Origin of the sequence: Burkholderia seminalis DSM 23518 (assembly GCF_902832885.1) — a bacterium.
Classification (GTDB): domain Bacteria; phylum Pseudomonadota; class Gammaproteobacteria; order Burkholderiales; family Burkholderiaceae; genus Burkholderia; species Burkholderia seminalis.
Genome location: NZ_CADFDK010000001.1, coordinates 767,927 through 780,736 on the forward strand (window position 1 = coordinate 767,927; position 12,810 = coordinate 780,736).

At 62.6% G+C, this 12,810-nt stretch carries 15 protein-coding genes; 1 reads left to right on the forward strand and 14 read right to left on the reverse strand.

Going from position 1 to position 12,810, the window contains the following annotated elements:
- Positions 1 to 32: 32 nt before the first annotated feature.
- The 14 genes from HWX00_RS03515 to HWX00_RS03580 form a co-directional block, all read right to left on the reverse strand.
- Entirely contained in the window at positions 33 to 1,517 is a 1,485-nt protein-coding gene (locus HWX00_RS03515) for a phage tail sheath subtilisin-like domain-containing protein (RefSeq protein WP_175026945.1), read from the reverse strand.
- A complete protein-coding gene (locus HWX00_RS03520) occupies positions 1,514 to 1,714 on the reverse strand; it encodes a DUF2635 domain-containing protein (RefSeq protein ID WP_175026946.1) in 201 nt (66 codons plus the stop codon). The genes HWX00_RS03515 and HWX00_RS03520 overlap by 4 nt, the downstream gene beginning before the upstream one ends.
- Positions 1,715 to 1,723: 9 nt before the next feature.
- On the reverse strand, positions 1,724 to 2,287 hold the full coding sequence (locus HWX00_RS03525) for an ATP-binding protein (protein ID WP_175026947.1): 564 nt from the start codon (positions 2,285 to 2,287) through the stop codon (positions 1,724 to 1,726).
- Complete coding sequence (locus HWX00_RS03530; protein WP_175026948.1) at positions 2,284 to 2,607, reverse strand: head-tail joining protein; 324 nt, start codon at positions 2,605 to 2,607, stop codon at positions 2,284 to 2,286. Before HWX00_RS03530 ends, HWX00_RS03525 begins: the two co-directional genes overlap by 4 nt.
- A 1-nt stretch (position 2,608) precedes the next feature.
- Positions 2,609 to 2,875, reverse strand: coding sequence for a hypothetical protein (locus HWX00_RS03535; RefSeq protein WP_175026949.1), 267 nt, complete (start codon positions 2,873 to 2,875; stop codon positions 2,609 to 2,611).
- Positions 2,875 to 3,945: a major capsid protein gene (locus HWX00_RS03540; RefSeq protein WP_175026950.1), complete on the reverse strand. Its 1,071-nt coding sequence runs from the start codon at positions 3,943 to 3,945 to the stop codon at positions 2,875 to 2,877. Before HWX00_RS03540 ends, HWX00_RS03535 begins: the two co-directional genes overlap by 1 nt.
- A gap of 81 nt (positions 3,946 to 4,026) precedes the next feature.
- A complete protein-coding gene (locus HWX00_RS03545) occupies positions 4,027 to 4,704 on the reverse strand; it encodes a head decoration protein (protein ID WP_175026951.1) in 678 nt (225 codons plus the stop codon).
- A gap of 35 nt (positions 4,705 to 4,739) precedes the next feature.
- Positions 4,740 to 5,360, reverse strand: coding sequence for a hypothetical protein (locus tag HWX00_RS03550; RefSeq protein ID WP_175026952.1), 621 nt, complete (start codon positions 5,358 to 5,360; stop codon positions 4,740 to 4,742).
- Between the two features lie 20 nt (positions 5,361 to 5,380).
- Positions 5,381 to 6,271 carry a S49 family peptidase gene (locus tag HWX00_RS03555; RefSeq protein WP_175026953.1) on the reverse strand — a complete coding sequence of 297 codons (891 nt, stop codon included), beginning with the start codon at positions 6,269 to 6,271 and terminating at the stop codon, positions 5,381 to 5,383.
- Complete coding sequence (locus HWX00_RS03560) at positions 6,271 to 7,893, reverse strand: phage portal protein (RefSeq protein WP_226193766.1); 1,623 nt, start codon at positions 7,891 to 7,893, stop codon at positions 6,271 to 6,273. Before HWX00_RS03560 ends, HWX00_RS03555 begins: the two co-directional genes overlap by 1 nt.
- 11 nt (positions 7,894 to 7,904) lie before the next feature.
- The gene (gpW, locus tag HWX00_RS03565) at positions 7,905 to 8,153 is read right to left on the reverse strand and encodes a gpW family head-tail joining protein (RefSeq protein WP_175026955.1); all 249 of its coding nucleotides are present in this window, start codon (positions 8,151 to 8,153) and stop codon (positions 7,905 to 7,907) included.
- A gap of 10 nt (positions 8,154 to 8,163) precedes the next feature.
- Positions 8,164 to 10,350, reverse strand: coding sequence for a phage terminase large subunit family protein (locus HWX00_RS03570; RefSeq protein ID WP_175026956.1), 2,187 nt, complete (start codon positions 10,348 to 10,350; stop codon positions 8,164 to 8,166).
- Entirely contained in the window at positions 10,286 to 10,891 is a 606-nt protein-coding gene (locus tag HWX00_RS03575) for a hypothetical protein (protein WP_034176046.1), read from the reverse strand. Before HWX00_RS03575 ends, HWX00_RS03570 begins: the two co-directional genes overlap by 65 nt.
- Before the next feature lie 81 nt (positions 10,892 to 10,972).
- Entirely contained in the window at positions 10,973 to 11,593 is a 621-nt protein-coding gene (locus HWX00_RS03580; protein WP_175026957.1) for a hypothetical protein, read from the reverse strand.
- A 243-nt stretch (positions 11,594 to 11,836) separates the two neighbouring features.
- Here HWX00_RS03580 and HWX00_RS03585 point away from each other — a divergent pair, with 243 nt between their 5' ends.
- Positions 11,837 to 12,796 (forward strand): SEC-C domain-containing protein, encoded by a 960-nt coding sequence (locus tag HWX00_RS03585; protein WP_175026958.1) that lies wholly within the window; start codon positions 11,837 to 11,839, stop codon positions 12,794 to 12,796.
- Positions 12,797 to 12,810 lie beyond the last annotated feature (14 nt).

Consider the following 12,810-nt stretch of genomic DNA (forward strand, 5'->3'; position numbering starts at 1 on the left):
CGGAGGCGGCGATCTCTGACCGTCGAGCGGCGTTACTGCAGCCGGAACTGCACCAGCGTCGCGAACGTGCGCATCTGGTTGACCGGGGTGCCGGGCCAGAGGATGTCGACGCGGTTCGGGTTGACCGTATTCTTCTGCACGACGAGCGCGGCAGCGAATGCCGCCTTGCCCTGCACGAAACCAGCATCGACGCGCTCGTTGTACAGCGCGATGATGTCCGCCTTGATCGTGCTCGGCGTAACCAGGTTCGAACCGGCAGCCGGCCGCGAGCCGTCGTCTGCGAGTTTGCAGCGTGCGTATTTCGACGACAGCATCGCGAGCAGCGTCCGAATTTCCAGCACCAGCTGGTACATCGTTTCGACTTCGAGATAGCTGTCGTCGTCGACGCCCTGCGCGTTCGTCTGGTAGGTCGTGATGATGTTTTCGGTCATCACGGTACCGTCGTTCGCCACGGTGAACGTCGACATGCCGTCGAACAGCAGCGTATTGCGAATCGACGGCTGCCAACGCTTCTCGACCGCCGGCGGCAACACGCCGTTGAGCGGCAGCGACTGCAGCGGCACGCCCGGATCCGCGCGAACGCTCACTGCGGCCTGTCCGGCAAGCGCCGCCGCCCAGAGCCACGAAGGTGTCGGGCTGCTGTCGGCCGGCAAGATGGTCTCGTGCTGATTGTTCCGTCCGTTGCCGAGCGTCGTTGCCTGCGCAAACGTGGCCGCCAAGCCGCCGAACGAATGGCCGTAGAGCTGCTCGAGATAGCTCCACCGGCCATTCTGGTCGTTGAGCAGCGTCTTAACGGCGTCGAGCGACGCGGCGTCGTTGTACGGATTGACGATGAAGTCGAACGACGTCGTCCCGAGATTTGCGAGCGCCGTGGTGAGCGACGGATTCGTCGCGCCGCCGGTCATTGCGGTAATCGAGTACGCCAGGCCCGTCGGCAGCACTTCCCCGCCGGCCGTGCCGCGGTAGTTGAATCGAATATCGATCTCGTTGCCGCTCAAGCCCTTGTTGACGGCAGTGACCGTCACGACACCGGCGGCGCTCGCCGCGGTGACCGGGAGACCGGAGACGGCATTGACTGCGGCGGCCACCGCCGTAGCGACGTCTGCGACGGCCTGGCCGGCCGTGACCGGTACCGTAACGAGATTCCCCGCGATGTACAGCGACAGCGTGCCGTTTGCCGACGGCGCCGCCGTGAAAGTCACGGAACCAGCGGCGCCCGTCGCACCGGCGGCGTCAGCGACCGGCAGGATCCACAGTTCGCCGAACGTATCATTGAGCCGATACTTGGCGACCATGTTCGCCAGCATCGAATTCACGCCGCCCGCGACCTGAGCGTCACCAATGCCGCCGCAGATAATGGGCACGTTCGGCGTCGCAGCGCCGGCCGCAGTGATCTGGCCGATGATCAGCGCGCGCTGCGTCGTCGCGCCGGTATTCGCCTGCGAATTGTCCAGCTCGAACAGCGCGCCCGGCAGACGGTAGTTTTGCGGGATGACCCGGAACGGAATCGTGCTCATGCATTTTCACCTTCGGTTGCAGCGCGGGCGCTGGTCAGCTTGGCCGTCGCCGGCTGCTCGACGCGCACGACATCGCCGTCGTTGAGGATCCTGTTCCAGACAGGGCTGTCGTCCGGCACGTCGATGCCCTCTTCGGGCAAAAGCTTTTTCGTATGCGGGTCACGCACTTGCAGACCCGGGGCAGGTTTCACGCGCATGCGGCGCTCCTACGAAATAGGTGGTTGAATCGGAATCGAGAACGTCGGCTGCACGGTGCCCTCAGGCATCACGACTGAGCCGCCGATAGCCTCAAGAGCAGGCGGGTTGGATTGCCGGAAATCACTGGCGTCCTGCACGAACTCAAGCCCGATCTCGATCTCGACGCCGCCGACGTGCTCGCCCGCGTCACCGGGCCCGGGCTTTCCCCGGACTTTGAAGAACGCGTACTGCTGGATCTGGCTCATCAGCGGCCCGTAGTTGATGACCGCGCGCTTGACCTGATCGCGCAGCGCCTCGAGCTGGCCTAGCAGGTCAAGCGCGCCGCCGTCGTCCGGTACCGCAAGTGCGCTCGTGCGTGCCTCGACGATCAGGCTGCAGGACACCGTGAAGGCCGGCGCGCCGTTGCGCCCGAACGACTCACCGTCCTCGTCGAGCGGCATCGAGACGAACAGCACCGGATACTCGTCGTCCCACGTCGACGCGTCGCGTGCGCCGTACACTCGCGCGCCGGCGTCCGTCTGCCCGATCAGCCCCTGCATGGCGGCCGCGAGCAAATCGGTTTTCGTGGTCATTTCGCAACCTTGAGGATCAGGTTCAGCCAGCCGATGCCGTCGCTGTGAACGTCGAGCACCATGAAACGGTCGCCCGTCTTCAGGCGAGTCAGCACGTCGTTCTTCACCGGCTTCGCAGGAAAATCAGCGAGCCGCACGCCGATCGCGGGCGCCGTCGTCGTGTAACCGACCGAACCGTCATCCTTGTAGTAAGGCGTTCGGAATGAATCGACGACGACGCCTGTGACGGCGAAGGGCGCGCCGCCGGCGGCCGGCTGGTACAACACCGACTCGCCGAACACGCCGTTGATCGAGGCGTTCAGCTGGTCGAAGTCGTACACGTCAGCCTCGCTTGATCTGGACGCCCGCGCTCATCGTGATGCGCGGCCCGATCGTCGCGCCATCGTTCCGCAGCACCTCGGGCTCTTTGGGGTCGACCAGATAGCCGGCCTTGCGCAGCGACGCGACTTCCGCGGCGAGCAAGGTGACTTCTTTGCCAGCCGCGACGAGCTTTCCGTCCGCCCCCATCACCATGCGACCGCGGGCGACGATCGCGGTCACGGTGCGTGCCGGTTTGCCGCCGGCCTCGGGTGTGGTCGGCGTCGACATTAGTCGAGCACCGGATCGGTGACGCGGGCGCCGAACGATGCATTCACCCGGCTCGGGATGACGATCGGCGACGACTGCATCAACAGGTAACGCTGCGCCGGATCTTCCTTCACCCACGTTTTGGGCGCGTACGGCAACGCCTCGTAGTTGAACGTCGGATCCATGATCTGGCCGAAGGCGCGCGTGCCGAGCAGGTTTGCGCCGCTCATGACGATCTCGCCATCCGGCATCATCGGGACCTCGACCCCGTTCTCGTCGATGAACCAGTCGTTGTAGACCCACAGGTCATACTGACCCCAGCGCCCCTTGTAGACCGCACCCTGTTCGATCTGCGCGCCCGGATTGATGATGTTCCCGTTGACGTTCAGCGCCGGGAAGATAATCGCGCCCTTCAGCTTCGGATCGAGAATGAAGCCCGTCCAGGCCGACGTCGTGAAAACGATGTCGGATACCTTCGCGCCGGACTTCTTGAGGATCTGATGCTGCCAGGCCTCGACATCGTCGACCGGCGTTGCGGTGCCGGCGACCACGTTTTGCGGGGTCCATTTTCGGCCGGCAGACAGCGCCACGGTCAGCGACGGATCGCGACCGAAATCGATGTCGACGGTTTCGAAGCCTTCACCCTCGACGCGGACCACGCCGGTGCGCAATGCACAGCAGCCCATCCATTCGAGACGACGATTCAGGATGTCGACCTGATCCGTCATCTCGGCCTCGAGGTTCGCCATCTCGCGCTCGGCGCCCTTCAGCTCGCCGCCGATGCGCTCGCCGATCATCCGGCGAACGGGCTTGCGCAGGTCCGGAGCGCGCTTGTCCTTGATGTACGCCGGCTTGAATTCGTTCGTCTGGTAGCGGCGTTGCTCGACGAGCTTGCCTTCGACCAGCGGCGAAACGAACGGCGCCATCCGGCGCAGGCCGACGTCGACGTCGATCGACACCTTTTCGGAATCGGACATGACGATGTTCTGGAAGAACTTGTCGAGCATGAATTGCTGCGCCAGCTTCAGGTTCGGCACAACCTGAATCAGCGTGTTGGTGTCGTACACCAACGATCCTTGGGGCGTGGTCATCCCTCAATCTCCTTGATACGAATTGCCCCGCTGAAAACAAAAAACCCCGCCGAAGCGGGGTTTCTCGAAGCGGAGTCGGGTTTAAGTCGGGTCGGCAGCGGAGACCGAGGACTTGACGAAAATCGTGTACTGCCGCAGCGCTGCACGCAGCGAGGCGATGTCCCACGACGGATCGAAATTCAGCGCACGCGCATTGACTTCGGCGGCGACGTACGCGCCGGCCGTCACGGGCCCAGCGCTCGCGTCGGCGTAGTCTGCCAGAATGGCCGACGGGATCTGGCTGCCGTCCGACGCCGTCTTCACCGACAGCTTGTAAGTACCGACCGCATCCTCGATTTCGATCGTGAACGTGTCGCCAGCCCCGAAGGCCGTCGCACCAGCCGTCAGCGTGAAGCCGATACCGGATTGCGAATACGCGGTCCCAACGGTAGCCGGCGGGAGCGCATTGCCCTCCGGGTCGGTCACCGAGAACGTCGTTGCTGCGGTGGCCGTGAGCACGTAGGCGCCGGCCAGCGCGCCGTTTGCGCTGACGCTGCCGATCGTGCCGTTGCCGGTGTTCGAGGCGCCCGGCTCGGCGATCGCGTTCAGCGAACTCACCATGCCGAGCACGGAGCCACGCGGCAGCGTGCCGGCAGCCAGGATGATCGGCTGCGAGACGATTTGCAGCGCGCCCGCGATCAGCTGATCGGGAATGTAGGTTTCGGCCTGGATACCCGGCTGCTGCGGGTTATCGCCGATCGTGTTGACGGGAAGCGTCATGACTTCTCCTTACTCGTGTCAGATTGAACGACCGATCAAGCTTCGCCGCGACGGATCTTTCCCGCCTGGACGATCTGCTCGGCCAGGTTCGGGGCTTTCGGCATCGCGCCGCCCGCACCCGCCGCCGGAATGACGGTCGACGCCATGCGGCTCGACAGGCTGGATGCGCGCCGCGGCTGCGCAGGCGAATCTTCGACGCCGGCGTTGAGCGCCGCGATCGCTGCGCGCGAGGACATCTTCGTGTCGAATGCGAAGACGCCAGCGTGGCGCGCCCGACCGAGCTTGATGCCGTGCGCCATGATGCGGGCACAGCGCACGCGCTCGCGCTGACGCGCTGCACTTGCCGTTGCGTCGTCGCCGTCACCGTCGTCGTCCTCGGAGTCGTCGTCGCCTTCTGCCGCGGCGCGCTTCGCGTCCTCTTCCTTCTTGCGTTCTTCCTCGGCGCGGCGAGCGTCTTCCTGCTTGTTGCGCTCCTCTTCCTCGGCTCGCTCCTTCTCGTCGAGCTCGTCCATGCGCTTTGCGTAGTCCTCGTCGGACTCGCCCTCGCGCTGCTTGCGCTCGTCGTCTTCACCGCCGCCGTCTTCGATTCGAGCGCCGGCCGCACGCGGGGCACTGCTCAGAAAGCTGGCGAACGGAGCCAAGATTTTCGATTTCATATCTTTCCTTTCAATGGTTGTCAGCCAAGCTCTGCGAGCAGGGCGAGAAGCGCCTCGTCGGGCGCCATCACGGCATCGGCCAATCCGATGCTCACGCCGGCATCGCCCATGTAGCAGGCGGCCTCCGTCTTTCGGACGACGTCCGCCGACAGGCCGCGGTTACGCGCGACCGTCGAGACGAACAGCTCGCCCATCGTGTTGATGTCGGCCTGCGCTGCCTGGTAGGCCTCTTTCGAGAGCGGGATCTCCGGATGGAAATCCGCCTTGCGCTCGCCGTAGGTGATGAACGTCACGGCCATACCGGCATTCGTCAGCGCCTTCGACCAGTCGACGTGCATCACAATCACGCCGATCGAGCCAACGCCGCCGGTGCGCGGCACGATTACGCGATCGGCCGCGCTGGCGATCGCGTATCCGGCCGAATACGCCGACTCGGTCAGGATCGACCACATCGGCTTGTTGCCGCGGTGCGCGTAGATCGTGTCGACGAGATCGAAACACCCGGCCACCTCGCCGCCGGGCGAGTCCACATTGAACACAATGGCCTTGACCTTCGGATCGGCGTGCGCGCGCAGGATCGCTTGGCGCAGACCGTCGTAGCCGGTCATACCGGACCACGGACGGAGCGAGCCAAGCTTCTGCACGAGCGTGCCCTGCACACTGATCAGGGCCACGCCGGTGTCCTCGATCATGTCGTAGCCAGGATCCGGAACACGCCCTTCACGCGAAAAGCTGTCGTAATCGTCGTCCCAGTCCTCCATCGCCATCGGCTTCAGGCGACCGCCTTCGAGCCGCGCAATCTGCGACACGCCGAGCCGATCCATCAGCGCGGCCATGATCACCTCGGCCTTTTCGCGGCGGATCGCGAGCGGCACGTTGAACAGCCGCTGCGCCATGTGCGCGAACTTCATCAGACTTCCTCCGGAATTGCGCTCGCTTCCTTGACGCTGTCACCTACCAGCGTCGCCGGCGGCCGTAGGCCGAGATCGCGGTAATAGGCCTCTTCGACCGCACGCCGCTGCGCGACTTCGCGCCAATCGGTACCGCCCGTCTCGGCACACTCGTCCTCGAGCGACGAAAAGCCGCCCGCGACGCCCATCGAAGCGCCCTGCCGCTCCTTCACGATGTCCACCAGACCGCGGCCAGGGCCGAGCCATTTCGCGCGCGAATACGCCGCGCGTGCTTCGATGAAGTCGGGCACGTCGCCGAGCGGCATCGGATAATCGTCGACCTCCATCGATTCCTCGAGCCAGCCCGTGAAGATCGGCTGCGTGTACGTCGCGGCGAAGCCGAGGCGGCGCCGATGAAATGTCTTCCACGCTTCAAGCATCGCCGAACGATATGCGCTGTAGTTGACCTCGGCCCAGTTCTGGCTGATCTGCTGCGCGGCCAGGCCGGTCGATGCCGAGAAGCTGCGCAGAAACGCACTGTTGAACGCCGCGTAATTCGCGCTCGGACGGTTCGGCATCACCGAACCGATCGTTTCGCCCGGAAAGAGGTGCGTCATCCCGACGTTGCCGAGCCGGGTTTTGCGCTCCTCGTGAAACGCAGCGCGTTCCTCCTGATACTTGTTGAGGCGGTCAGGGCTCTGGAGCGCTTCCTCGACCAGATCTCCATCGAACGGGCTCTGGATGTACGCCGCAAAAAAAGCGTTGATGATCGCCGCGTCGAGCTCGGTCTCGTCGTACTTGATCAGCATCTTGAAGCGCTGCAGCACGGGCGTCAGGAAGCCGATGCCGCGGTGCTGCGATGCTCGATCATGCTCGTACGAATGAATGATGATCTGGCGCCCCCAGTCCGTCTCGCGCGGGATACGCTTCCAGCGCACCGACTTCGCTGCGCTGAACCAGTCGCCCTGATGCGCCTCACGAATGTGATACCAGGTTGGTGCGCCGAACTCGTCGACCTCGACGCCGCCGCGCAACGCCTGTTGGTCGAACTGCAGCTGCGGATTCGACAGGCGATCGGGATCGAGCACCTGTAATGCGGTCGCATAGCGCGCACGGCCGACATCAACTCGCTGCGTCAGGTAGTGAAGCTGGCCCAGTCCGTCACCGTCGACAATCTTGTGCCGGAATGCGACTTGAAACAGCCCGGGCAGCGGCAGCATCCGTTCGACGTCGCAATAGAAGCCGGGATCGTGCGCCCACGCACGATAGTTCGCCTCAACCTGCTGACCGAATTCATCGGCCCAAACGTGATCGAATGCTTTGTTTCCGGTCAGCGCACGCAGCGCGACATGGTCCGGCTTCGAGATCGGCCGGAAATCCGGGCCGATGACGTTGTCGAGCGTCCGCATTACTGCGGCCGTCGCCCACCCGTCGTTTCGGACCAGATCGCGCGCGCGAGCAGTGATCCGGTCGTGGTACATGTTGATCTCCCCATCGGGAGACCACAGGTACGGATTCCAGTCCTCGACGTGCGCACCGTACAGGTTGGCCGCGTCGTAGGGAGTCTGGCTCGCTCCGGACAGCATCGACGCACGCCCCTGACGCGGGGGCAACGGCTTGCCATCCACGCCGAGAATTTGCACGGGATTGTCCATTAGCGATACACGAATCGAATTTGCCTGCGTGCTCGGCGCACGATGCCGAGCTGCTCTTGAAGTTTCGAGATCAGCCCATCGAGCGTACCGAGATCCGTTTGACGGAACGTGACCGAGCGCGAGCCGTCGCTCTGCGAGTAGTTGGCGCTCGCAACCATTTGGCCCGCGGCCAGCTGGGCGTAGGCCTTCAGCAGCGCCGTCAGCTGCGCCTGCAGGTCGGCCCTGCTGCGTCCATCGTATGCACCCATCACCACTCCGTTATGCGAGGCGGCTCGCGCGCGATTTGCCACCGCTGCTCGATGCACCTACCTTCTTCACCATCGGCCCGCGCGCCACCGCTACGACCGGTGACGCCGCCGGCTGCTCGACCGCCTCGTTCTGCTCGCCGCCTTCCGCGCCGACCGCGGGCTTCGGCTCGACGTATGGCTTCGCCGTGAACGCTGCGCCGACCTCATCTGCACGCCGGTTCAACTGCAACCCGAAATGCGAAAGCCCGCACAAGGCGGCGTACGCGTAGACGCGACAATCGAGTGCCTCATTCCGCTTCCCGTTCGGCAGTTCCCACACCCGGTAGCGATGGCCGCCGGATGTTTTCAGGGTAGACACCTCGGCAGTCAGCTGCGCGAAGTACCCGATGTCTCGATCGGCCGGGAAATGCATATATCCGGGACCGGGTTCTTCGTAGCGAAGCCGCGCGTAAATGACGTCCTTGGCGGCGTTCGTGCCGATGATCACGGGTCTGAAGCTCTGCTTGTTCCGGCTGCTCGGGCGCTTCGTGGGCCACACCGGCGAGCGCGCGCCAGATCGCTCCGACGCACCCTTGATCGCCCAGATTCTGCGACCGAGGCGCGCCTTCGCGAACTCGTACACCTTTTGTGTGTTGTGGCCGCCGGAGTCGATACAAGCAGCCATCACCTCGAAAGGCATGCCGTCGGACCGGTACCAGGTACGCTTCAGGTATGCATCCACCTGTTCCCAGAACACCGGGGTTTCCGGATCGCCTTCGATGACGTGATGGTCGATAGACCAAGACTCTTCGTTGCGCCCCCAGCCGACCGTCTCCAACTCGCCGCGGTCTGGCTGAATGTCGACGCCGACCGTGATTGCTGCAACGCCGTTCGGAACTTCGGATGGCCACATCTCACAACGTGCCAGCAATGCGTCCGGCGTCGTTCCTTTACCGACGTGTCGACGATACGGGAGACCCATTTGCGTGTTCCACCAGGCCTGCAACTGCTCTTCGTCACCCTGCGCGGCAACCCACTTTCCTGCGATGTCAGAGGGCTTGTCCTTGCTCCATGGGCTATACAGCTTCGAGGCCTGAAATCCAGCGTGTTCGCCCTCGACACCGCGCGCCCCACACGTAGGGCAGTGAGCGTAATAGACCGCATGCCGATCGCTTTCAGACCAACGCCAAACCCTTTCGATCGCCCCCTCATCTCGGTCCTGCCAGGCAATGTCGTAATCTGTCAGCGGAGCATGGCGACGGCCGCAACACTCGAACGGGCGCGTTTGGTGCCAGCGCACCGTATCGAGCGCACGAAGACGCTCCCCCTCCGACCATGCCGCTCCGCAACCTTCGCAGACGATTCGAGCCGTCTTCGTTCTGTGCGCCAACGTATTGCCCTGCGCATCCTTCTCCTTGTCCCAATGGACATGCTTGAAGAAATCGAGAAACTGTCGGTGCCCGCAGTGCGGGCAGGCCACCGAGGCGCGGCGCTGATCGGAGTCGTTGTAACTCTTCTCAATCCGGCTCTCGCCGGAATACGTCGGTGAGCAGGCGCGCACAGACAGCCAGTTCACCCCGAAGGATGCAGTTCGCTCTTCCGCAATGAAGATCGAATCGCCCTCTTTCAACGGCGGGTATTTGTCGATCTCATCCGCCAGAATGACGCGGATCGGCCGGCGCGCCAGGTTATCCGGACTGCCCGCGCTCACCAGCGCGAGAAAGCCACCCGGGAATGCCTTGTAGCCAAGCGTGTCATCGCTGTTCCGCGATTTGCTCGCGCCCATGATCTCGCGCAACACCGGTGTGCTGCGGATCAGCGGGGCAATTCGTTCCTTCGAGAACTGCTCGGCCGCCTCGTCCTTGGGCTGAATCAGCAGGATCGGGCACGCGTCCAGATGGGCGAAGTATCCGAAAATGTTTTCTAGCAACGCCGTCTTCAGCATCTGCGTGCTCACCATTACAGTGATCACATGGATGCCCGGCTCCGTGACGGCCAACATCGGGCCGCGCGCAGCTTCCACCGTAGAGGTACGCCAGTTTCCCGACGTACTACCGGCCTCCTTCGCGAGTTTGCGGTAGCGATCCGCCCATTCGGGAATGCTAATGCGCGGCGGCGGCGTCCAGCCGCGGCGATAGTCGCGCGCAAGTCCTTCAGCTTTGCGATCCGTCGAAGTGAGCATCCGGTTCGCCGAGGTCAGCGATTTGTCTGTGGACATGCTCAATCAAAACCTCGGTTACTCGGTCAGCCTCCAGCCCAAGATCGGCGGCAATTTTCGGGCCGACACGCATCGGCCAGTTCATCCAGGAGTCCCGCGCTGCGCGCGCGCAATCGAAGAGCACCGTCCGCGCAACGGACAGGTCGACGAGCGATCCTGACTTCTGTTCGTATTCGAGCTGCTTGAGCAGTGCGTTGAAGTTTTCCTTGATCCGAATAGCTTCGGCCAGGTTGTTCGTGGCACCCATCGCCATCACGAGTTTGGCCGCGGCCTCGGTCGGAGAGTCGTTCTCGTCGACAACCGGGGCGCGGACACTTTCCGTGCGGACAGTTTTTGCGGACACTTTCGGAGTGTCCGCACTGTCCGCAACCGTCTTGCTCGATCTGATCGGCCTGCGCCAGCCAGACGAAACGAGAGCAGGATCTAGCCTGCCATCCGCGTCCGGCTTAAGTTTGCCGGATGCGACGGCACGACGAACCTGCTTCTCATCGCATCCAGCGAGCTTCGCGAACTCGCGCTGCGTAACGTGGGGTGCGGACACTTTTCAGAACCTGTGGCTGGTGAAATATCGCGATGCGCAATTGCCCGTGACCCTCCCCCCTCCGGATGGGACCCGTTGGCCTCACCGCGCGGACGCGAGCGCCTTCGCCATCGCGGCGTCGAGCTCGCGGCGGAACACGGCAGCAACGACACGCTTGCCAACACCACGGTAATCGAGGTGCTGCCGCACGTCGTGCGCGTCCTCGAACTTCATCATCAACTTGAGGCCAGCGGCTTTTCCGCGCGCCTTCTTCGTGCGCTGCCACACGCCATCAACCACGCCGGCTTTGGTCTGCACCTTGCCAATGAAGACGTTCGGCTTGCCCTTCAGTCGCGCCAGCGTCGTGCGTGGCAGGTTGCCGTATTGGTTGACCCTCTGGTTGACAGGCTTGATCAGCGCACGGCTGTTCAGCTTGTTCTTGCCGCCCACTTCATAGGGCAGCAGATACGACACCGCGATCGGCTTCACGTACACAAGTGCGACAGGGCTCGATTTCGTCGCTCGCTTGATCGCGACAGAGTTCAGCGTGAATGGCGTGGGGTTATCGAGCACCTTGCTCATGTTCTCGCGCTCGGCGTCACGGACCTTCTCGGCCGTCGCATTGATCGCTTGGGCCGTCGCGAAAGGCAGCTGCTTGCGCGCAAGCGAGTCAAGCTTCCTCGCGAGCGAGCGAACATCGGCCTTCACGGAAAGTGTGAGCATCGCGCACGGGATTTGGAAACAAAAAAGCCCGCAAACCTTTCGGTTTGCGGGCTTTCAGAAGACGCATCTTCCCGTCGATTAATGTACAGCATCTTTTTTCTGACTGCAAGTGTCGATCGAAAACTTTTTCAGCCCTTCCTGCCCATACAACCTCTCGATAGGGATCGCGAAAACCGATCTCTCGATCCCGAGTAAAATCGTCGACGCTGAGGTTTGACTCAACAACAATCTATTGAACCAACTATGACGATCATTATTACAGCCGGTAACGCCGAGTCAGTTATCCAGTTTTCCGATCGTCGATTGTCGATTGGAAAAAAAGTCATCGACGAACACTCTAACAAGGCGACTGCATTCATCTGCCGTGACGGACGTTTTGCCATAGGCTTCACGGGACTCGCAAAAACCTCAGATTTCGAGTTCCAGGCGTGGTTGGTCGACGCGTTGCGCCGATGCGCTCCACCTGACTTTCAGATCATTGGGACGATTGAAAGGCTCATCCTGGAGCTCGACCTACTGCTGTCGACAAAGCCAGGAATCCGGTGGCTTCCCAAGCATGCCAAGCGCTTGACCGTCATGATCTCCGGATACGCTTACCGGTTCGACGGCCGCCCTTATATGTGCAACTTCTGGGTCACAAACTTCCAAAATTTTGAGTCAGGAATCGACCTCAATGAGGCACAGCCTCGATTTTGGTATGCGGCAGCGGTAGAAAAAGAAGTTCCTACTGGCCCAGTTGTAATGGTCCAGCGGGTTGGAGCATGGAGTGCAATGACTTTGCGTGACGAAGAAATACTCCGTCGAGTTCTCGAACGCTCGAACTCCATCGAGACTGTGCTCAATGCCGGCGTAAGTGTCGTACGCCAGATCTCGAACCGCCCGTTGTCCGCAAACACTGTCGGTGAAGAGGTCGCTATTACCATCGTTCCATGCGACCTCAACCAGCCGATGTCCAGTCGCGTCAGATTGGGGGCTGACTCGGACTCGATTACGATGATTGACTGTGTTACTGCTGTTCCGGGCGCAGATGGACAGCAAGCAGCCGGTGTCTCAATTCGCAACGTAACGTTTGAGGCAACCAATCCAACCCCTGGAAAACCAGCGATCGGCGCTATGCGGGGCCCCAATGAACGGTGTTGGTGCAAGAGCGGCCTACGCTTTAAGCATTGCCACGGGGCTAGGTCCCGCCAGACGTTCACGTAAGATGTCGTGAGCCC